The sequence below is a fragment of the Neptunomonas sp. ABH4_499 genome (assembly GCF_056160565.1).
The window spans coordinates 59054-78506 of sequence record NZ_JBSWXK010000008.1 but is presented as its reverse complement, the minus strand read 5'-3'; the positions used below and the strand labels follow the sequence as shown (position 1 = coordinate 78506).

Here is a 19453-nt window from a genome sequence, read left to right as displayed (position 1 = left end):
GCACAGAAAATGAGCAGTGAGACCTCATTTTAGTGCACTCAAGATCGAGCAAAAGAGCCAATAAAGACCAGAAGACGTATAAAAATTGTGAAAAACATGATGATTTTCTGAAACTTACAGAAAGGCAAAGACATCTTCTGTCCAAATGGTCAATTAATTGCATTACGAATCGTACGGATTTCACAACGAACAGGTACGGAACAATGGATGCATATACGATCAATGGGCAACGTTTATGGGACAGCTTAATGGAGATGGCTAAAATTGGCGGCACCGATAAAGGCGGCTGTTGCAGATTAGCCTTAACCGATTTAGACAAAGCGGGACGCGAGCTGTACATCCGCTGGGCAGAGGAAGCCGGATGCACCGTTAAGGTGGATCAAGTGGGCAACTTGATTGCCACCCGCCTGGGAGCCGACATGAGCTTAGCCCCAGTCGGTACAGGCAGCCACCTAGACACTCAACCCACTGGAGGTAAGTTTGACGGCGTGTTTGGCTCCCTTTCTGGCTTGGAGGTGGTCCGCACCCTGAACGACTTAGGCATCAAGACCAAACACCCCATTGAGATCTCGGTGTGGACCAACGAAGAGGGCTCGCGCTTTGCACCGGCCATGATGGGCTCTGGCGTGGTATCGGGGCGGTTTGAGCTGGACGACATCTTAAATAAAGTGGACGAGCACGGGGTACGCTTAGGCGATGAGCTAGAGCGCATCGGCTTTGCAGGAACACACCCGGTAAGAGAGCGCCGTTTCCATGCGTTTTTTGAAACCCACATCGAGCAAGGCCCTTACCTAGAAGCCGAGGGCAAACAGATTGGTGTCGTAACCGGTGGGCAAGGCCAGCGCTGGTACGATGCAACCGTTGTAGGCCGCGAATCCCACGCTGGCACAACCCCGATGCATTTACGAAAAGACGCTCTTATCCCTGCAACTTTACTGATGCAATCCATTGAAATCATTGCCAAAAATCATGCCCCTGGCTGCGGTACGGTGGGCTTTGTGCAAGTTTCCCCCAATTCGCGCAACACCATCCCCGGATCAGTCTCGTTCAGCATCGACCTGCGCCACCCTTTAGATGACGAACTCACCGCAATGGACGCCGAACTCAAAGCAAAAATTGCCGAACTTGAAGCAGAATACGGCGTGGATATCGAGCTAGACCCGTTCTGGTATTACGAGCCAATTCACTTTGATACCGCTTGTGTAGACGCCGTTCGCAGTGCCGCACAGGCACTTGGGTATTCACACATGGATATCATCGCAGGGGCTGGGCACGATGCGTGCTATGTATCGGACTTTGCGCCCACCAGCATGGTCTTTACTCCCTGCTTAGATGGCATCAGCCATAACGAGGTGGAATCGACCACCCTTGAAGAGTGCGAAGCAGGATGCTCGGTATTATTGAATGCGATGCTTAAGATGGCTGAAGTAGTGTCGGTAGACGATGAAAAACCCAACGATGAGGCCGCCGCGTAGTCTTTGTAATCTAGGTTAAGTGGCTTTGTATGTCGGTTTAAAAAAGCCGTATACCGCAGCCTTTTAGAACCAAGCGGGTGATCATCTCGGCACCCGCTTCATAATCGGAGTCATCTAACTCCTCTTTTTCCAGCAGCAAACTGCTTTGCACGCCAAAGTCAGCATAGGATTGGGTCATTGACCAAAGTAGGAACAACAAATGCTCTGGGTTGACCGGTTCCATCCACTGCTTGGCCATCCATTCCCGAAAGACCTGACAGGTTCGCTGAAACTGATCTTTCAACTCGTTTTGGAGCTGTTCACGCAGAAACGGCGCACCGTGAATGATCTCACTGGCGAAGATACGTGAGGCATGCGGATGCTCTTTCGATTGGCGCACCTTCTTTAAGATATAAGCACGCAGCGCATCGCGCGGATGTTTGTCTGGTGCCATATCTTCCATGCTGTCCATCCAAATGTGCAGCAAATTACTGAGCACCCCGCGGTAAAGCGCTTCCTTGGTGCGAAAGTAATACAAGACATTGGCTTTGGGCAAACCCGCCTCTTCGGCAATTAAAGAGATGGTCGCACCACTGTAGCCTTTCTCGCCAAACACCCGCTCGGCCACCAATAGGATCTGCTCCGAATTATCCTTACGGATCTTTGCAAGGCTTCGACGTTGACGCTTTTTCGGCGGCGTCTCTGGGCTTTTCTGGGCCTTTGAGGTGTCAGTCATCGGAACTTTGCGTCTCCCATTGTGGTGCGCAGTGGCGCGCTTTGTGTGCATTATGGAGCACAAAATGGGCTTTGCACAGAACCCACCCTAAACGATGAACAATTCGTGCCAATTTCACTTATCAATTAAACCTTAGTTTTTTCAAGGCATTAGAGAATTGATCAATAAAAGACCAACACCTTTTGACCAAACGGTCAGAAGATGGCACATCAAATGCAACACTCCGGTAAAACAAAACTAGACCTTAAGAACCAATGACCAACCGGAGAAGCACCGATGAGCTTGCATCCACTCTCGTTTACGGAATCGGAAAGCCCGCTGCTTGATGAGCTTTTTAAAGACATTAAGCCCGCCCTTAACCATCGCCAAGCCTTGCAAGAAAGCGCACGCTGTTTGTACTGCTACGACGCCCCTTGCATTAAGGCGTGCCCTAGCGATATCAACATCCCCTCGTTTATTCGCAATATACACACAGGCAACCTTGAAGGGGCTGCCAGCACCATTTATGAAAGCAATATTCTGGGTGGCAGCTGCGCCCGAGTGTGCCCAACTGAAATCCTTTGTGAAGAGAGCTGTGTGCGCAATCAAGAAGCCGAGTGCGCACCGGTTTTGATCGGGCAGTTGCAACGCTACGCTACCGACAACGCCACATTTGTAGGCCACCCTTTTGCACGCGAAGCCACCACAGGCAAACGCGTTGCTGTGGTTGGTGCAGGCCCTGCCGGTTTAAGCTGTGCTCATCGTTTAGCCCTTAAAGGTCACGAGGTGGACTTGTTCGAGGCTAAATCTAAAGCGGGCGGTCTGAATGAATACGGCATTGCCCGCTACAAAATGACCGAGCAGTTTGCGCAAAAAGAGGTCGATTTTATCTTAGGGGTGGGCGGTATTACCCTGCACACGAACACCGTTTTAGGTCAAGACATTCACCTAACTTCCCTAATGAACGACTACGACGCGGTGTTTCTTGGGATCGGTTTACAAGGCTGCCGAGCACTCGATTTGGCTAATGAATCCCATGAGCGCGTGATCAACGCGGTGGATTACATCGAACAGCTTCGCCAAGCCGACACAAAAGACTCGCTGTACATCCCGAAATCCGCTGTCGTGATCGGCGCAGGCAACACCGCCATCGATATCGCTTGCCAGCTAAAACGCTTAGGCAGCGAGGAGGTTACGCTCGTTTATCGTCGTGGTTCCGCGTCTATGGGTGCTACGTGGCACGAACAAGAGATTGCCAAGCAACATCAAGTCAAACTGCTTACCTGGAGTCGCCCTGCTGAAATTATTCTAGAAGGCGACACACTCACTGGCATGCGCTTTGAAAAAACGCACATTAAAGATGGCCGCTTATCCGACACCGAACACAGTTTTGATATTGCGTGTGAAGCCATCTTTAAAGCCGTTGGCCAAACGTTAACTTTGCCGGAGGGTGAAACCCTTAAGCTGGATAGTGGAAAGGTGAAAACCACCGATGCTTTCAATACACCTTACAGCAACCTGTTTGCTGGCGGCGATTGCACCGGTATCGGGCAAGATCTAACCGTTGAAGCCGTTCAGCAAGGCAAGCTTGCGGCCCTTTCCATCCACGACTACCTAACCCCAAGCGCACAAGGAGATCATCATGGCTGATTTAAAAACCCGTTTTGCAGGAATCGAATCTCCTAACCCATTCTGGCTGGCCTCGGCGCCACCGACCGACAAAGCCTATAACGTGGAGCGCGCCTTCGAAGCCGGCTGGGGCGGCGTTGTCTGGAAAACCTTAGGCGAAGACCCAGCGGCTGTGAATGTCTCCTCCCGCTATTCAGCCACCTATGATGCGTATGGCAACGTAGCGGGGTTTAATAACATCGAGCTGATCACCGACCGTCCTTTAGAAGTCAATTTAAGAGAGATAGAAGCGGTTAAAAAATCCTGGCCCGACCGGGCACTTGTGGTCTCTTTGATGGTGCCCTGCGAAGAGGACGCTTGGAAGCGAGTCTTAAAAATGGTCGAGCAAACCGGTGCTGATGGCATTGAGCTTAACTTTGGCTGCCCACACGGTATGCCAGAGCGCGGCATGGGCGCAGCGGTTGGGCAAGTGCCCGAGTATGTTCAGATGGTCACGGCGTGGTGTAAGCAGTATTGCTCGCTACCGGTGATCGTTAAGCTGACGCCCAACATCACGGATGTCCGATTCTCGGCACGGGCGGCCAATGCTGGGGGGGCGGACGCCGTATCACTGATCAATACCATCAACTCCATTACCAGCATCGATTTAGATCAGATGGTCGCACGCCCCATTGTAGACGGTAAAAGCACCCACGGTGGCTATTGCGGGCCTGCGGTAAAACCGATTGCCCTTAACATGGTCAGCGAGATTGCACGCGACCCCGAAACTTTTGGTTTACCGATCTCGGGTATTGGCGGCATCAGTAACTGGCGTGATGCTGCTGAATTCATTGCTCTTGGTGCGGGCAGTGTTCAGGTGTGCACAGCCGCCATGGTGTATGGCTTTAGAATTGTCGAAGAGATGCAAGATGGTTTAAGCCGCTGGATGGACAGCAAAGGCTACAACACCATCGAGGATTTCCGAGGCCAAGCCGTACCGAATACCACCGATTGGAAATACCTGAACATGAACTACAAATCGGTCGCGAAGATCGATCAGGACAAATGCATCGGGTGCGGCCGCTGCTTCATTGGCTGTGAGGACACCTCTCACCAAGCCATACGCACACTGCCGCAAGCCAACGGCACCAATAAGTTTGAGGTCATTGAGGAGGAGTGCGTCGGCTGTAATCTATGCGAGATCAATTGCCCTGTTGAGGATTGCATCACGATGGAAAATCACACCACAACCGATCAATACATGAACTGGACACAAGACCCTCGAAACCCGTTTTCGAAAGCGTCTTAATAGAAAGGTTAAGGGGGCTATTCAGCCCTCTTACTTACAGCCGTCCATAATAGAAATTCACCGACGCACCTGTGCGGCCATAAGCGGCCGAGCAACGCTTCACAAATTGTTCTCGCGATTCACACACCACCGATTGATGCGCTTGGTTGAACGAGTACACCCGCCCTTTTGAGTACAAACCCACTTGGCTTTTAGTGTGTTTACGCATGCGATATCGCTGGCCCGCGACGTGGATTTGATCACTGGTGGTGACAAACACCAAACATTCAGTCAAGGAGCGAGGTTTAAACGCCAACGCGCCGTTACTGCGCACACCGCTGAACAAAGATTCGACAGATAAGGGGGCACCTTTTGGAAAACGCGCTTTTAAAGCAGGGTACTCACCGGTCTCGGTGGCCGTATTGATCAAGTCAGCAATAAAAGCGGCACTTTGTAGATTATGATCTAACGATGGTGCGGGGTAATGATTCACTTTCAGTGAATCGGCTAGGGCACCCAAATCCGGTGCCTGGTACGACAAACTCATAGATATCCTTATCTGATTTCAAAAGCATCCTGCTTTATGACTATAAACACGGGGTTATGTTCAGATTCAAACCCTCGTTTAACCCATCTTTACAGTGCTACACACGGTAACACGTAAATTCTACTCAAACTTAGCAGCCACTGGACTGAAAGTCGATGACCGGCGGCTGACTGACACTGGTTGCTTGGCGATATCGAACATAGCAACGGGCTGCCCCTGCATCTTGCTCAATGGAGCCATGCCAAAATACCCATGCACCACTATAACTACTGGCACGCTGCTGCCAACCTTGAGGCAGGGTTTTAATCATGGCAGGGATACCATTTACCGTACCTGAAGGATATCCATACACCATGGCCACAGTTTGCCCTTCAACCGTTAATGTATCGGTCGCTAAGGTATGACGTCCCTCAATCATGGCCGTAGCGTGTGTTAGGTTGGTGCTGGTTTGCAATGCTTTTACCAACCCCTCCATGGTGGCGAGAGTTGCATCCCGACCAACATCGATAAACCGAGGTAAAGCAACGGCGGATAAAATACCAATGAGTGCGATTACAACCACCAGCTCCACTATTGTAAAACCGGATGTTCGAGCTTGAGATATAACTGCTTTTTTCATCACTTCGTTTACTGCTGATACTCATTAACAAATGCTTCAATAAGTATCGGCGCAAACAAAAAAATCTAAAATCGTGTTAAACCAGCGGTTTAAGCAGTTTTATGGCCGAGGCAATGTCCGGTGGCGCTATCTTAGCCACACATACGTTATTCTCAGCAAAGGCGTGTTCTTGAATTAAAGTGATCAAGGCATCAAGGGAAACGGACTCACCCAGCGTTTGATAATCGCCTTGCGGAGTCAGTAAAAAGGATTGGCCGAGGGAGTCGATTAATCGATCCCCCTCGACAAAGTGACCCGCAAAATCTTGCAAGCAATCCCGATAGGCGCTTTCATCCGCGATAAACTCAAGCTCCGGGTCGCCCGAAAAGCTGATCACTGCTGGCCACTCTACTGTCATATCAATACCCTTTTAAGTGCCCTTCTGGCGCACCTTTTAGGACACGCTGCCAAGAGCCATAGGTAGGGTTGGGTAACATATACCAAACACTGCCCCATTTATTGCTGTGCTCCGATACCATGCTGTCCCGCTCGGTCGGCGTCATGGATTTTGCCCCCGGGAGAAAATCCCCCAAATCATCACCAAACAACATTACGATGCGGTATTGCTCGGCTACATTGGTCCGACGACTGGTTTTCTCCGAGCCCCAGTCGGGAAACTCTTTTTTCATAAGAAGATGATTTTTGGTTGCCCCTTGGATACCCACGCTTTGCAGGTTTGCCAATGTATCGGCCTCTTGAGGGCAAGGGTCGCTGCTGGTCTCTCGCGGCATACACTCTCGGTTGGTGATGTAGAACACTTCGACACCGGTGGACTTAGCATAATTGATAAACTCAACCGCCCCAGGCACAGCACTGGCGTCTTTCTTTGCTATCCATTGATCCCAAGTTGCGGGGTTAAACGAGGTGCCCGTTAATACAAGGTTGGCCTGATACTTGGAGTTATCCAATACCGTTTCATCAATATCCAGAACGACGGCGGCTGGCAAAGAGCCCACATTGCCCTCTTGTTCAAGAACTGCACTTTGGTTGCCTAACCTAACCACGCCCCCTAAGTTGGCAATGGCGGCATTGTAAGCTTGTAAAGCGTTGGCCTTGTACTCGCCAGAGGCTTGAACCCACAGAGTACTGTTCAGGTTATTGTCCGTGAGTGCAGGTGCTTTTTCGGATTCTTTAGGAACGTGAGAACAACCTGCCGCTAAGATAACGAACAATCCCAACGTGAGTGGTTTTAGCAGAGAGGGCATAGATCACTCCTTTGATGGTGTACTTGGGTCTGGTGCCTTAGTTTCATGGCTATAGCTTCATGGCTGTCATGAAACGGTCACACACTCGAGAGTACAGCGGAGCACCCTCCCTGCAAAGGGCCGCATCGTAAAAAATAGAACCGGCTTCGGTTAACTCAAAAGCCCGTCCTACCCGCTTAAAGAGTTCTAGGCTTCGAGCTCTCGGATCTGAAGGCTAATAGCCGCTTGGCTTACGTACAAGGATTCTGCCGCGCGGGTAAAGTTAAGATATTTAGCCGCCGCGACAAACGAGCGCACAGCTCGCAGTGAGGGCATTTTGATCAGAACTTTATCGGGGTCAGCCGATTTTACCATAACTACTACTCGTAAAATTAAATATCTTTGCCTTCTAACCTAACACTGGTTGGCGAGGCGCCAAAGTGGGTTTTAAAGCTGTGGCTAAAATGGGTGTTGTTCACAAACCCACACGCCATCGCCACTTCGCTGACCGTGTAGTTTGTCCTAAGCAAAAGCTGGCGACCTTTATTTAACCGAAGCTCCAGATAGTACTTTGATGGGCTGGTGTTCAGGTACCGTGCAAATAAGCGCTCCACTTGTCGGCGAGATAACAAGGTGTAGTCGCTTAGCTCCGCTAACGAGAGTGGCTCCTCTAAATTGCTTTCCATCAGCTCGATGATGGTTTCCAATTTAGGTGGCAAAAACGTCACGCCATTGGCAAATGCAGAATTGATCGAGCGATTGGTATCGGCTAGTAAAATACCGTTAATACCCCGCTTCATATCGCGACAAAACAGCTTCTCGACCAGATCCAACATGACCCGAATCGATGCATTCGGCCCAACCGATGAGAACAGCTTTTGATCCATCTGGTAGGCCGCTTTTGTGACCTCTACTTTTGGAAACTGCTCTTTTAGAATTTCGCGACTGTCTGGGTGTACCGCACACTCGCGGCCATCAAACACACCAAGATCCGCTAAAAAATAAGCCCCATTCCAAAGCCCGCCCAACCAAAGCTGCTTTTTAGCTGCCCATTTCAGTAAGGATTTAACCGCTGGGTTCGGGACTAAGGGGGTTCTTAAACCACCACACACCACCACCATGTCGATGGGTGTATTTTGATAGTCGGCCACACGCCCATTGACCGCGATATCGATGCCTAAGTCACTTTTAACAGGCTCACCGTCGTGGCTTGCCGTAATGACATCAAACACTGGGTCGTGGGTCAGTAGGTTCGCGGTGACCATCACATCCACAGCACCGGTAAACGAGACCATGGAAAAGTGCTCTAACAACACAAACAGCACAGACTTGCGAGGCACATCAATCTCAAGGTCTTTCGTGACGATGCGATTACTGTGCTTCATTGGGCTGGAAAACTGATTTTTAGTATTGGATGCCTGCCCCATTGAACTCCTCCTTGCTTGCCAGCGATCTGACGCTGGCAAGTCAGATTGCGTTTATTCTGTGATTAATCGATATAACCAAACAATCGTGGCAGGTACAGTGCCAAAGGCGACCAGTACGTAGTAATCAGCATCACAGGCAGCGCAGCGAAGGCCATAAACCCAAGCGCAGGCTTCATTACTTGCGACATACCCACGTTACCAATACGGCAGGTCATAAACAAAATAGGAGCCATTGGCGGACTGTTACACCCAATAACCACACTTGTACCAACGATGGCTGCGAAGTGAACCGGATCAAACCCAATGTGAACCATCACCGGCAGCAAAAGTGGACTGATGATCGCCACAACGCTGAAATCGTTCATGATCATCCCCAACAAGGAAGAAATCCCAAGCCATGTATCTTCCGGAAAAATAAACCCATTAGCGTGCCAAAATCCTGTTTACCAACCCCTTAACGAAAAAAACCGACACTAGGTGTCGGGTTTTAATGACGTTCAAAAGCGTGTTAGTGGAGCTTAATCCATCGAGGTTGCTTCGATTTTGTGGATAGAGAGGTCAGCACCGTTGTACTCCTCTTCTTCATCCAAACGAAGACCACTCACGGCTTTAACAACGCCGTACACAACGAGCGCACCAACGACAGCAACGGCAACACCGGCTACGCTACCGATGATTTGTGACATCAAGGATACGCCACCTAAACCGCCCAACGCTTCAGAACCGAAGATACCGGCGGCAATGGCACCCCAAACACCGCACACGCCGTGCAAAGGCCATACACCCAGAACATCATCCAGTTTCCATTTGTTTTGAATCAGTGTGAACAACCACACAAACAGGAAGCCTGCCACCGCACCTACGGCCAGAGAACCGATTGGGTGCATGATGTCGGAGCCTGCGCACACAGCGACCAAGCCCGCTAAAGGCCCGTTATGGATAAAGCCAGGGTCATTCTTACCGGCTAACAAAGCTGCGATGATGCCGCCGACCATAGCCATTAACGAGTTCACAGCCACAAGGCCAGAGATGCCATCCAAGGTTTGGGCGGACATAACGTTAAAGCCAAACCAACCAATACACAGAATCCACGCACCCAATGCTAAGAATGGGATATTCGAAGGCGGGAATGCCACAACGCGGCCATCGCGGTAACGGCCTTTACGAGAACCCAGCAAGATCACCGCCACCAGCGCAATCCAGCCACCCATACCGTGAACCACGACCGAGCCTGCAAAATCACGGAAAGGCGCACCGAAGCTCTCTTCCAACCACGCTTGGAAACCGAAGTTACCGTTCCAGATCACCCCTTCAAAAAACGGGTAAACCAAACCCACAATCAAGCTTGAAGCGATCAATAAGGGCCAGAACTTCGCACGCTCAGCAATACCACCTGAAATAATAGCCGGGATCGCTGCAGCAAAAGTCATCAAAAAGAAGAATTTGACCAGATCATAGCCATTTCCTTCGGCTAAAGTAGCCGCGTCTTGGAAGAAGGTGACACCATACGCAACCCAATAACCGACGAAGAAGTATGCCACGGCTGAAAAGCCGAAATCGGTCATGATTTTAACTAAGGCGTTCACTTGGTTCTTATGACGGACCGTACCTACCTCTAGGAAGGCGAATCCGGCGTGCATGGCAAATACCATGATGGCGCCCATCAGAATGAAGAGCGTATTTGAACTCTGAATCAGAGTCTCAACAGCACTGTTTACAGTTTCCACACAGGTCTCCTACGTATCTCTTTGCACTCTTACGGTGCATCTCTAGTGTGTTAGCCCTATAACGAAGCACGCATTCCCTATGCTGGTATAGCGCATTATTCTCATTTTTGCTTAAAACCGCTGATTCAACAGCCGTTTACTAAGCATTAGGGAGGTTATTTGGCGAGCAACACCAAATTTCGCACTAAAATAAAGCAGATTACATGCCAATATGCACCATTAAATTTAGATCGCCTCTCTTTAGTGCGAGAATTAGATACAAAAACGCCCCTTAACGGGGCGATTAAAAAAGAAGACTGGGTGTTACCCCCCCTACTTTGGCCAACGAATCTCGTAGCAGACGTGAATCTTGCTGTTGCGCTTAAAGTCAGGATCTAGGGTTTGATTGGTGATCTCTTTGATCTCGTAGCCACTTAACAGCTCTCGATCCATTTTAAACTTACGATAGTTATTCGAGAAAATCAGAACCCCATCTGGGCGCAGCAGACGCATCGCCAAACGGATCAGATCCACATGATCGCGCTGAACATCCATCACATCGCTCATTCGCTTTGAGTTAGAGAAGGTCGGCGGGTCCATAAAAATGAGATCATACGCAGGGCGTCGCTGTTTACGCAGCCACTGCACGCAGTCGGACTGAACAAAGTTATGCCCCTTGTGGGTATACCCATTTAAGGACATGTTTTTCATCGCCCACTGCAGATACGTCGCTGACATATCCACGCTGGTCGTTGTCTTAGCGCCCCCTACAGCGGCATGCACACTGGCCGATGCGGTGTAGCAAAATAGGTTAAGGAAGTCCTTACCTTCGGCCTGCTGCTGGATTTGACGGCGCACTGGACGGTGATCCAAAAAGAGCCCCGTATCCAGATAGTCGTGCAAATTCACTCGTAAGCGACAACCGTGCTCGTTTACTTCAATAAAGTGCTTGGCGTTACTCTGTTTCTCGTACTGCTTCTTACCGCTTTGGCGTTGACGCTGCTTAAGGACGACCCGAAGCGGATCTACCCCCAAGGCTTCGGGGATCACGGCAAGCACGTCTTTAAGTCGCTCAAAGGCTTTAACCTTATCGATCGATTTGGGTGCGACGTATTCTTGAACGTGAACCCACTCTTTATAGATATCGACCGCCACCGAATATTCGGGGATATCGGCATCGTACAAGCGGTAACATTCAATGTTGTTCTGCTTCACCCAACGGCTGTAATTCTTAAGGTTCTTTTTAAGACGGTTGGCAAACATCTGCGCCTGATCCGACAGCTGATGCGCCTCCTCTTTAACCGAACCCTCTTTGCGCTGACTGTAAACGGTGTAAAGGAATAAACGACTTTCCAACGGGCCGTTAAAGAGCTGATAACTCTTGTCGGTTTTTAAGCCGACCACTTCGCATAAGTCTGGGTTACCGGTAAAGATACCGGCTCGCCAGCCACCAAACTCCTGCTTTAATGTATCCCCTAAATCACGATACAAGAACATTAATTCGGAGCTGTCACCCAGTCGCTCACCGTAAGGTGGGTTGGTGACTAAAAGACCATTGGCTTCATCCGGTCGTACCAACTGCTCGACGCGCGCTTCTCGAAATTCAATGTAGGACTCAACCCCAGCACGTTCTGCGTTTTCTTTGGCAATTTCAAGGACGTTTGTGTCTTGATCGAAACCGATCGCTCGTACATCTAAGCGTTCAAGCCCTTGCACTTTACGCTGGTTGGCCTCTTCAACAAGCCCTTCCCAGACCGTTTCTTGGTGCTGCTTCCAGTAGGTAAAGCCAAAGGTGCGCATAAGCCCTGGCGCGATATCCGCCGCCATCCAGAGCCCTTCAATCAGCAAGGTGCCAGAACCGCACATCGGGTCCAATAACACCGGAAGCTCTTCGTGGGACTGTGGCCAGCCAGCGCGGGTCAAAATAGCGGCGGCTAAGTTCTCCTTTAGGGGCGCAGCACCTGCGTGCGTACGGTAACCACGGCGGTGCAAACTCTCGCCAGAGAGATCGATCGATATCGTCAACTTACCGCGAAACACGTGGGCATGAATACGAACATCGGGATACTCGCGATCCACCGTTGGACGCTCGCCCACCGTGTCACGGAATTGATCTACAATCGCATCTTTAATCTTCAATGCGCCAAAGTGGGTGTGATTGATCGAGCGGGTTTTACCAGTAAAACTGACCAAAAAGGAGTTATCAGACTCCATGTGATCCGCCCAACGAATGTTTTGAGCGGCTTTGTAAAGCTGATCTGCCGTTTCAACCAAGGTTTCAAAAATGGGGTGGTAGACCCGGCTGGCTAAACGCGACCATAAACACACGCGATACGCCGCTTCTAGGTCGCCTTCAAATGAAACACCGTTAGGCATTTGCGAAGTTTGTTCGACACCGAGCGCTTCAATTTCATCTTTGAGCAGTGTCTCCAGCCCTTTTGGGCAAGTTGCAAAAAACTTCATGGTGTACCTGAATTAATAAAAGGTTTATTAAACAAGGAGTTGCAATTTCACTCACTTGTTACGAAATTATGATGATTTTTTTTCAGATCTATTTCAGCGTTCAAAAAAGGAACCTAACACGCTGAAACGACTCAATTGTTGCACTTGCTAACAATTAGATTCGTTCGTTTTATAGTCACATTCAATCGCGATTAAGAACGAATTTCGTTATCAATAAACATCTGCGGTGAGCCAAACAAGGATCGAATCGCAGAACAGGATGAATATTAGTCTCAGATATTCATGTGCTCAATCATAACGTATGAGAGGCGTTTTTTATGAAGAGACAGAAACGAGATAAAGCTTCAACTCTGTACAAGCGTGGTTTTCAGGCCGGCATTGATGGTAAATCGAGAGACTCGTGCCCGGTCAAAGTCAATGAGCTACGAAGTCACTGGATGAGTGGCTGGCGCGAAGGCCGAGAAGCTCATTGGAATGGTATGGCTGGTGTCTCGGCAATACAGGCTCACCCTGGCCTTCACTGATTATCTACTTTTCTTATCCCTTCAACAAAACAGGCTCCTAATATAGGAGCCTTTTTTGATGCACCTGCTGTTCGCTTATCGTTTCATCGCTTCGATAGCACGCACAGAATCCGTCACCAGCTGCGGGCCTTTATAAATAAAGCCAGAGTAGATCTGAACCAAGCTTGCGCCCGCTTCAATCTTTTCTGCCGCATCAAAGCCTTCGGTAATCCCGCCGACACCGATGATCGGTAAAGCCCCATCAAGCGCGGTCGATAAGCTGCGGATTACACGGGTAGATCGATTGCGAACCGGCTCTCCACTCAAACCACCGGCCTCGCGATGCGTTGGTGAATCTTCAACCCCTTCACGCGAGAGCGTTGTGTTGGTGGCAATCACACCGTCCATTTCATACGTTTTTAACGCGCCTGCCACCATTTCGATCTCTTCTTCGTTCATATCCGGCGCAATTTTCACCGCAATCGGAACATAGCGATCATGAAGCATGGCTTGCTTGGCTTGTTCGTTTTTCAACGCTTCGAGCAAGGTATTCAACGAATCACCAAATTGCAATGTACGAAGGCCTGGCGTATTAGGTGACGATACGTTAACCGTAATGTAGCTTGCGCGTGAGTAGACTTTACGCAGGCAATAAATGTAGTCGTCGTTGGCGTTCTCGTTGGGGGTATCTTTGTTTTTGCCAATATTGATGCCCAACACACCTTTAAAGCGAGCGCGGTCAATGTTCGCCAACATCTGATCAACACCGTGGTTATTAAACCCCATACGGTTGATGATGGCGTTATGCTCCGGAATTCGGAAAAGACGCGGTTTAGGGTTACCCACTTGAGGGCGCGGGGTTACTGTGCCCACTTCCACAAAACCAAAGCCAAGCGCCGACAAACCATCGATGGCCGAGCCGTTTTTATCCAAACCGGCCGCTAAGCCCACTGGGTTCGGGAAACGGATGCCCATGACCTCCACCGGTAAATCCAGTTTTTGTGCCCCCAAAAGCTTCGGTAAACCGAGGGTTGCCGCAAAATTCATTCCGCCTAACGCTAAATTATGGGATTGCTCTGCATCCATGCGGAACATTAAGGATTTTGCCAATGAATAAAACATAGTCAGACCGCTTTCAGTAATCGAGCGCACATTATAACGGGCATGCCCGTTTTTGGCATCCACCGATCAGGTTCGTTCGATGGAATTAAACTTTCCGTTTCGATCAAACCGGATACAAAAGCGCCCTTGTATCCCAGAATGGGTCACAAAAGGCTTAAGAATGGAGGCGGGAAAGGACACATTACGGCCGTCTTCGGCTACGGTATGCACGTTAATGCCCGGGACTTGATACTGCTTAAGGTACTCATCGGCAGTAATTCGTATTCGGATGTAGATCACATTCATACTGGCGTTTAAAATCTCTCTGATTCACCTTTTATGGCCGCATGTGCCATGATGCATCTATTGCGTTTGGATTTAAGGACACTCAATGGCGTTGAGCGCTCGCACTCTGATAACCACGATTATAACTGGACTTGTGTTCACGCACTCAAGCTTTGCCAGTGTTCGCAGCACCCTAAACCGCTATACCCTCTCGACGGACGATACCGTCCAGATGACGCTGGAAGCTACTCAACCAGGTTCTGTGGATCGGCCCGACTTAACCCCGCTTCGCGACCAGTTCATCATTCTAGGTCAAAAAAACATGACCATATCGCGAAGGATCGACGGCGTCCCGAACACCACCTTACGATGGCACGTACTGCTAAGACCTCGCTACAGCGGCCAATTAACCATTCCGGCCTTTGCCATGGGCGGGGAGCAATCCAAGCCGATCACCATCACTGTAACACCCGGCCAAACCAACCGCCCGACTTACACACCGCCTCGCGTTCAGACCGAGAACCTCCCGGAGGTGGTGATCGGGCCCAATGGTGCTCCGCGAGTTGAGGCCAGTAACCCACTCGATTTTCGTAACTCCATTCGCATGCGCACCTCGGTTGAGCCGGACTTGGCTTACGTGGGCAGTCAACTCGTCTACACCGCGACATTGACCTACCGAACCGAGCCAACCAAGCCCCTCCTGATGGCGGCACCGACCTTGCAACGCTCGTTAGTCCTGCCGCTTGGCGAAGAGAGCACCCGAAGCGTACGACTGCAGGGCGAAGATTTTATAGAGCGGACTCAGCGCTATGTTATCTTCCCAGACGAAGCCGGTATTCACGAGATCATCCCACCGATGCTGTCCGCAGGTTCCATTGAAGATGCCGATACGCTGACCATACCCGCCCCGCCCACCGCCGAAACGATCGAGGTACTGCCAAAAGCATATGAAGATATCCCGTGGCTGCCCTCCACTTCGGTGACACTGACGGATAACAGCTCGGTACCCAGCGTGATTACACCTGGAACCGAATGGGTTCGGGAAGTCACACTGACCGCTGAGGGCGTCCCCGCATCGGAGCTGCCGCCTCTGTTTACGCAAGCCATCGAAGGGGCCGACACGGAGCTGCTATCCACCGAGCTGACCGAATCTTTTGATGAAAATGGCCTCGTTGGTCATCGTACCGAAACCCAGCTAATTAAGGCGCAGTACCCAGGGGACTTATCTTTACCTGCGATTAGGGTCACCTGGTGGGATGTCAATCAGGATAAATCCGTCACCACCGAACTTTCGACCACGCATTACGCCGTCACAGATACACCCACTGCTAGCTCACCCCGTGTTGAAGCCAGTGATGTTCTTCCGCTTACGGAAACCACAGAAGCCGATCGTCGTGTGACTGATACGCCAGACAGCCCTTCGACAACAACGCCCCAAAACCCCATTATTTGGTTATTAGCGGGTTTGGCCTTCCTAGGATCAGCCTTTGGGGCCGCAACCTTGATGCGACTTCGAAAAATCCAAGCCCAGCATGCTCAGGAGCACAACATCAGCGAATTGGATCGACAGCGTGCGATGGACCTTGCTGAAATCCAGCAACATGAGGAGTATTTACGACGCGCCGAAGCCCAAGCCTTTACCGCCTTAATGAACGCTTGTCATGCAGGGAACCCGCAAGCGGCTTATGATGCGTTGGTCAGCTGGGGGGAGCTGATGTGGCCTGATGCCCACATCTATAATGCACGTGATGTCAGCAGTGCTGCGATGAATAAAACCCTTGAATTTGCCATCATCGACTTAGAACAGCATCTCTATAACCAACGAAACAACGATGCCTGGATGGGTGATTTGATCGTAAACAGCGCGACGACGCTTCGTGAGCGGCGCGGTTTTTACGATTAAACTCGGTATGGATAAGTCTGTATCAGACAGAAGCCGCCAGCGCTAACGAGAGATCGGGATATTGGAACGCATACCCCGCCTCCTGAATGGCTTTAGGCTGTACAAACTGGCCCTTTAGAACCAACTCACTGGCTTCACCGAGCATTAATTCCATGGCGAAGCTTGGTACCCGAAGCGCGCACGGGCGTCCTAATGCACTCGCGAGCTCTTTACTGAAGGATTCATTCGTTACTGGATTGGGCGCGGTTAGATTAAATGCCCCTTCAAGCTCCGGGTGATCCAACAAATACAGGATGATGCCAACCTCATCTTCAAGATGAATCCAAGAAAACGCCTGACCACCAGAACCGATTGGACCACCCAAGCCAAGCTTAAAGGGCAGCTTCATTTTGGCGAGCGCACCGCCGTCTCCAAGCACAACGCCAGTACGGATGCGACACACTCGGGTGTCCAAGGACAGTCGCGCCTGCAGCGCTTCACTTTCCCAATCGGCACACAGCTGATGTTGAAACCCTGAGATCGCTTTGCTGGTTTCATCCAAAGGCATTAAGTCATCGCGCGGCCCATAGAAACCGATCGCAGAACCACTCACAAACACTTGAGGCGATTGGCCTGCGGTCTTTAGGTATTCAATTAAGGACCGCGTAAGATGTATACGACTCTCTCGAAGTACCTTTTTGCGCTGAACGCTCCAACGTTTGTCAGCAATGCCGGCACCTGCCAGATTAATCACGCCATCAATCCGTTTTACGTAGTTGGTAACCTCGCCAAGCGTAATGGCAGTCTCTTCGCTGGGTAATTTGGACTTGGCTTTGCTGGGGTCTCGCGATACAACGCACACCGAGTCACCACGCTCAATCAAGCGCTCCACCAAACGTTGACCGATAAACCCGGTACCTCCGGTGATTAAATAGTGTGGCATGATCGATCCCTCATCTTAGCTTGCGGACAGGCAGAGTCGTCTAGGTATTTCTTGCCTTTCTACGGTATGCTACGCCACTCAGATCAAACTCAATCAGGACGTCACATGTTCACAGGTATTGTCCAAGGTAAAGCTAAGATCCTTGAGCTGATTCACAAAGACCAGTTTATGACACTGCGGGCTGAATTTCCGCCCGAATACGCACACAATGTTCAAACCGGCGCGAGCATCGCGCTAAATGGCACCTGCCTGACCGTTACTCAATTTGAAGGCAACCAGATTCAATTTGATTTGATTCAAGAAACCCTAGCGGTGACCAACCTTGGCGACCTGAAGGTTGGGGATGTGGTTAATTTTGAACGCGCCGCGAAATTCGGTGACGAGATTGGCGGCCACTTGATCTCGGGGCACATCAGCGACATGGCCACCTTGATCGAACGCGTCGAAACCGAAAACAACTGTGTTTTATGGTTTCAAGTTGCCCCTAAATGGCTTCAGTACATATTGCCTAAAGGCTTCATCGGCCTAAACGGCTGCAGTCTGACCATTGGCGAGGTGGTTGAAAATCGCTTTAATGTGTATTTGATCCCAGAAACATTAAGCATCACGACCTTTGGTGATCGTGCCGTCGGCAATAAGATCAACCTAGAAGTCGACCCTCACACCCAAGCGGTGGTTGATACCGTAAACCGCTACCTGACTACTCATACACCGTTAAAAGCGTAATTGCACGATATGGATTATTTAAAGTACGTTCGACAAAGTCTGTTCTTCTTTAAGCAGAACTTCTTCACCATTGTGGCCATCCAGCTCCCTTTTTTGCTGCTGCTGGCATTGTTAAGCGAGTTTTTTCCTCTTAACGTTGAAGACACTCAAACCCTCCAGAAAAACTTCTTTCTGTTGCAAATCATTAATTTTGCTCTCTTGCCGGTCTACCACGCCGCCACCATCGAGTTCATTCACTCGGTGGTCAATGGTCAACGCCTAAGTGCGTTCCAAGCGGTCTATAAGGGCTTAGGCCGCTGGCGAGCCCTGTTCATCACTTACTTGCTGATGACCATGGCGACCTCGCTCGGCATGTTGTTCTTGATTGTCCCTGGCATCTTTGTCGCGATTCGATTGTCCTTTGCCGATTACATCTGCGTAATCGAAGGTCGCTCATCGATGAAAAGCCTGAAACAAAGCTGGGAAGAGACTGAGATGTACTTTTGGCCGCTATTGGGTGGTCTAGGCATTTTATATGGGGGTTACATCTTCCTAAGCTATACCAGCGAGATGCTGTTTTCTGGCCTGCCCTACACGCTGGAGCTGCTCTTTATGGCTGTTGTTAACTTGTGCAGCACCGTGATCACCATCTTTGGTTTTCGGATGTACAGCGTTATGTGCAACGAAACACGCAAGCCCAAAGAGCTTCCGGCAGAATCAGCAAAACTGGATGAAGACGATACCCAAGAGGATGATCGTAAAAACGATTAACTGCGTCTTATCCCCATACCTCGAAGGCCGCTGATTGCGGCCTTTTCTTTTTTGTCGCATTGGGAACAGTTCTTTGTCACTAATGTCTACTAATTGGACATTAAATGACCATTGTGACTCAAAAAAGCATCACTTATAATAAGGACTCCCTACAGGATTGGGATGCGTACCCTCCAGTCATTGGATGGTAATACGTTATTAGCACAGGAAGCA

Annotated in this window: 20 protein-coding genes; 7 read left to right on the top strand and 13 right to left on the bottom strand. The window is 50.1% G+C overall.

The annotated features are described in order from the left end of the window. The first annotated feature begins 203 nt into the window (after positions 1-203). Entirely contained in the window at positions 204-1475 is a 1272-nt protein-coding gene (locus ACXAF9_RS10090) for a Zn-dependent hydrolase (protein WP_475073579.1), read from the top strand. Between the two features lie 37 nt (positions 1476-1512). Here the strand turns inward: ACXAF9_RS10090 and ACXAF9_RS10085 are convergent, their stop codons facing one another. Continuing rightward, positions 1513-2190: a TetR family transcriptional regulator C-terminal domain-containing protein gene (locus ACXAF9_RS10085; RefSeq protein WP_475073578.1), complete on the bottom strand. Its 678-nt coding sequence runs from the start codon at positions 2188-2190 to the stop codon at positions 1513-1515. Positions 2191-2466: 276 nt separating this feature from the next. Between ACXAF9_RS10085 and ACXAF9_RS10080 the strand changes: the two genes are divergently transcribed. Beyond that, a complete protein-coding gene (locus ACXAF9_RS10080) occupies positions 2467-3819 on the top strand; it encodes an NAD(P)-dependent oxidoreductase (protein WP_475073576.1) in 1353 nt (450 codons plus the stop codon). Beyond that, positions 3812-5086, top strand: coding sequence for an NAD-dependent dihydropyrimidine dehydrogenase subunit PreA (gene preA / locus ACXAF9_RS10075; protein ID WP_475073574.1), 1275 nt, complete (start codon positions 3812-3814; stop codon positions 5084-5086). Before ACXAF9_RS10080 ends, preA begins: the two co-directional genes overlap by 8 nt. Positions 5087-5120: 34 nt before the next feature. Here preA and ACXAF9_RS10070 read toward each other — a convergent pair whose 3' ends face one another. From ACXAF9_RS10070 to rlmKL, 9 genes are all read right to left on the bottom strand, one after another. Further along, on the bottom strand, positions 5121-5612 hold the full coding sequence (locus tag ACXAF9_RS10070; RefSeq protein ID WP_475073571.1) for a hypothetical protein: 492 nt from the start codon (positions 5610-5612) through the stop codon (positions 5121-5123). Positions 5613-5742: 130 nt separating this feature from the next. Beyond that, positions 5743-6231 carry a type II secretion system protein gene (locus tag ACXAF9_RS10065; RefSeq protein ID WP_475073569.1) on the bottom strand — a complete coding sequence of 163 codons (489 nt, stop codon included), beginning with the start codon at positions 6229-6231 and terminating at the stop codon, positions 5743-5745. A 76-nt stretch (positions 6232-6307) separates the two neighbouring features. Continuing rightward, positions 6308-6628 (bottom strand): DUF4144 family protein, encoded by a 321-nt coding sequence (locus tag ACXAF9_RS10060; protein ID WP_475073567.1) that lies wholly within the window; start codon positions 6626-6628, stop codon positions 6308-6310. Position 6629: 1 nt separating this feature from the next. Continuing rightward, positions 6630-7475 (bottom strand): 5'-nucleotidase, lipoprotein e(P4) family, encoded by an 846-nt coding sequence (locus ACXAF9_RS10055; protein WP_475073565.1) that lies wholly within the window; start codon positions 7473-7475, stop codon positions 6630-6632. Between the two features lie 186 nt (positions 7476-7661). Continuing rightward, positions 7662-7829, bottom strand: a complete 168-nt coding sequence (locus ACXAF9_RS10050) for a LysR family transcriptional regulator (RefSeq protein WP_475073563.1) — start codon at positions 7827-7829, stop codon at positions 7662-7664. A 17-nt stretch (positions 7830-7846) separates the two neighbouring features. Further along, a complete protein-coding gene (locus ACXAF9_RS10045; RefSeq protein WP_475073561.1) occupies positions 7847-8881 on the bottom strand; it encodes a GlxA family transcriptional regulator in 1035 nt (344 codons plus the stop codon). Between the two features lie 62 nt (positions 8882-8943). Further along, positions 8944-9252, bottom strand: coding sequence for a TRAP transporter large permease subunit (locus tag ACXAF9_RS10040; protein WP_475073842.1), 309 nt, complete (start codon positions 9250-9252; stop codon positions 8944-8946). Positions 9253-9399: 147 nt separating this feature from the next. Continuing rightward, positions 9400-10608 carry an ammonium transporter gene (locus ACXAF9_RS10035; protein ID WP_475073558.1) on the bottom strand — a complete coding sequence of 403 codons (1209 nt, stop codon included), beginning with the start codon at positions 10606-10608 and terminating at the stop codon, positions 9400-9402. Between the two features lie 312 nt (positions 10609-10920). Then, positions 10921-13050: a bifunctional 23S rRNA (guanine(2069)-N(7))-methyltransferase RlmK/23S rRNA (guanine(2445)-N(2))-methyltransferase RlmL gene (rlmKL, locus tag ACXAF9_RS10030; protein ID WP_475073555.1), complete on the bottom strand. Its 2130-nt coding sequence runs from the start codon at positions 13048-13050 to the stop codon at positions 10921-10923. A gap of 317 nt (positions 13051-13367) precedes the next feature. Between rlmKL and rmf the strand changes: the two genes are divergently transcribed. Further along, positions 13368-13574: a ribosome modulation factor gene (gene rmf / locus ACXAF9_RS10025; RefSeq protein ID WP_475073553.1), complete on the top strand. Its 207-nt coding sequence runs from the start codon at positions 13368-13370 to the stop codon at positions 13572-13574. 75 nt (positions 13575-13649) lie between these two features. Here rmf and ACXAF9_RS10020 read toward each other — a convergent pair whose 3' ends face one another. Together ACXAF9_RS10020 and ACXAF9_RS10015 are read right to left on the bottom strand one after the other, a co-directional pair. Beyond that, positions 13650-14675 (bottom strand): quinone-dependent dihydroorotate dehydrogenase, encoded by a 1026-nt coding sequence (locus ACXAF9_RS10020; protein ID WP_475073839.1) that lies wholly within the window; start codon positions 14673-14675, stop codon positions 13650-13652. Between the two features lie 66 nt (positions 14676-14741). Next, a complete protein-coding gene (locus ACXAF9_RS10015; protein WP_475073551.1) occupies positions 14742-14960 on the bottom strand; it encodes a DUF2835 domain-containing protein in 219 nt (72 codons plus the stop codon). Positions 14961-15045: 85 nt separating this feature from the next. On the opposite strand from ACXAF9_RS10015, the gene ACXAF9_RS10010 reads away from it, so the two are divergent. After that, a complete protein-coding gene (locus ACXAF9_RS10010; RefSeq protein ID WP_475073550.1) occupies positions 15046-16842 on the top strand; it encodes a BatD family protein in 1797 nt (598 codons plus the stop codon). 22 nt (positions 16843-16864) lie between these two features. Here ACXAF9_RS10010 and ACXAF9_RS10005 read toward each other — a convergent pair whose 3' ends face one another. Next, a complete protein-coding gene (locus ACXAF9_RS10005; RefSeq protein ID WP_475073548.1) occupies positions 16865-17764 on the bottom strand; it encodes a TIGR01777 family oxidoreductase in 900 nt (299 codons plus the stop codon). Positions 17765-17869: 105 nt separating this feature from the next. Here ACXAF9_RS10005 and ACXAF9_RS10000 point away from each other — a divergent pair, with 105 nt between their 5' ends. Together ACXAF9_RS10000 and ACXAF9_RS09995 are read left to right on the top strand one after the other, a co-directional pair. Beyond that, the gene (locus ACXAF9_RS10000) at positions 17870-18490 is read left to right on the top strand and encodes a riboflavin synthase subunit alpha (protein WP_475073546.1); all 621 of its coding nucleotides are present in this window, start codon (positions 17870-17872) and stop codon (positions 18488-18490) included. Between the two features lie 9 nt (positions 18491-18499). Then, the gene (locus tag ACXAF9_RS09995) at positions 18500-19240 is read left to right on the top strand and encodes a YciC family protein (protein WP_475073544.1); all 741 of its coding nucleotides are present in this window, start codon (positions 18500-18502) and stop codon (positions 19238-19240) included. Positions 19241-19453 lie beyond the last annotated feature (213 nt).

Coding starts and splice junctions, on each gene's coding strand:
- ACXAF9_RS10090 (WP_475073579.1), top strand. CDS start 204: ATGGATGCATATACGATCAATGGGCAACGTTTATGGGACAGCTTAATG.
- rlmKL (WP_475073555.1), bottom strand. CDS start 13,050: ATGAAGTTTTTTGCAACTTGCCCAAAAGGGCTGGAGACACTGCTCAAA.
- ACXAF9_RS09995 (WP_475073544.1), top strand. CDS start 18,500: ATGGATTATTTAAAGTACGTTCGACAAAGTCTGTTCTTCTTTAAGCAG.
- ACXAF9_RS10070 (WP_475073571.1), bottom strand. CDS start 5,612: ATGAGTTTGTCGTACCAGGCACCGGATTTGGGTGCCCTAGCCGATTCA.
- ACXAF9_RS10055 (WP_475073565.1), bottom strand. CDS start 7,475: ATGCCCTCTCTGCTAAAACCACTCACGTTGGGATTGTTCGTTATCTTA.
- ACXAF9_RS10065 (WP_475073569.1), bottom strand. CDS start 6,231: ATGAAAAAAGCAGTTATATCTCAAGCTCGAACATCCGGTTTTACAATA.
- ACXAF9_RS10005 (WP_475073548.1), bottom strand. CDS start 17,764: ATGCCACACTATTTAATCACCGGAGGTACCGGGTTTATCGGTCAACGT.
- ACXAF9_RS10040 (WP_475073842.1), bottom strand. CDS start 9,252: ATGATCATGAACGATTTCAGCGTTGTGGCGATCATCAGTCCACTTTTG.
- ACXAF9_RS10015 (WP_475073551.1), bottom strand. CDS start 14,960: ATGAATGTGATCTACATCCGAATACGAATTACTGCCGATGAGTACCTT.
- ACXAF9_RS10045 (WP_475073561.1), bottom strand. CDS start 8,881: ATGGGGCAGGCATCCAATACTAAAAATCAGTTTTCCAGCCCAATGAAG.
- ACXAF9_RS10000 (WP_475073546.1), top strand. CDS start 17,870: ATGTTCACAGGTATTGTCCAAGGTAAAGCTAAGATCCTTGAGCTGATT.
- ACXAF9_RS10050 (WP_475073563.1), bottom strand. CDS start 7,829: ATGGTAAAATCGGCTGACCCCGATAAAGTTCTGATCAAAATGCCCTCA.
- ACXAF9_RS10060 (WP_475073567.1), bottom strand. CDS start 6,628: ATGACAGTAGAGTGGCCAGCAGTGATCAGCTTTTCGGGCGACCCGGAG.
- ACXAF9_RS10020 (WP_475073839.1), bottom strand. CDS start 14,675: ATGTTTTATTCATTGGCAAAATCCTTAATGTTCCGCATGGATGCAGAG.
- ACXAF9_RS10085 (WP_475073578.1), bottom strand. CDS start 2,190: ATGACTGACACCTCAAAGGCCCAGAAAAGCCCAGAGACGCCGCCGAAA.
- ACXAF9_RS10080 (WP_475073576.1), top strand. CDS start 2,467: ATGAGCTTGCATCCACTCTCGTTTACGGAATCGGAAAGCCCGCTGCTT.
- rmf (WP_475073553.1), top strand. CDS start 13,368: ATGAAGAGACAGAAACGAGATAAAGCTTCAACTCTGTACAAGCGTGGT.
- preA (WP_475073574.1), top strand. CDS start 3,812: ATGGCTGATTTAAAAACCCGTTTTGCAGGAATCGAATCTCCTAACCCA.
- ACXAF9_RS10010 (WP_475073550.1), top strand. CDS start 15,046: ATGGCGTTGAGCGCTCGCACTCTGATAACCACGATTATAACTGGACTT.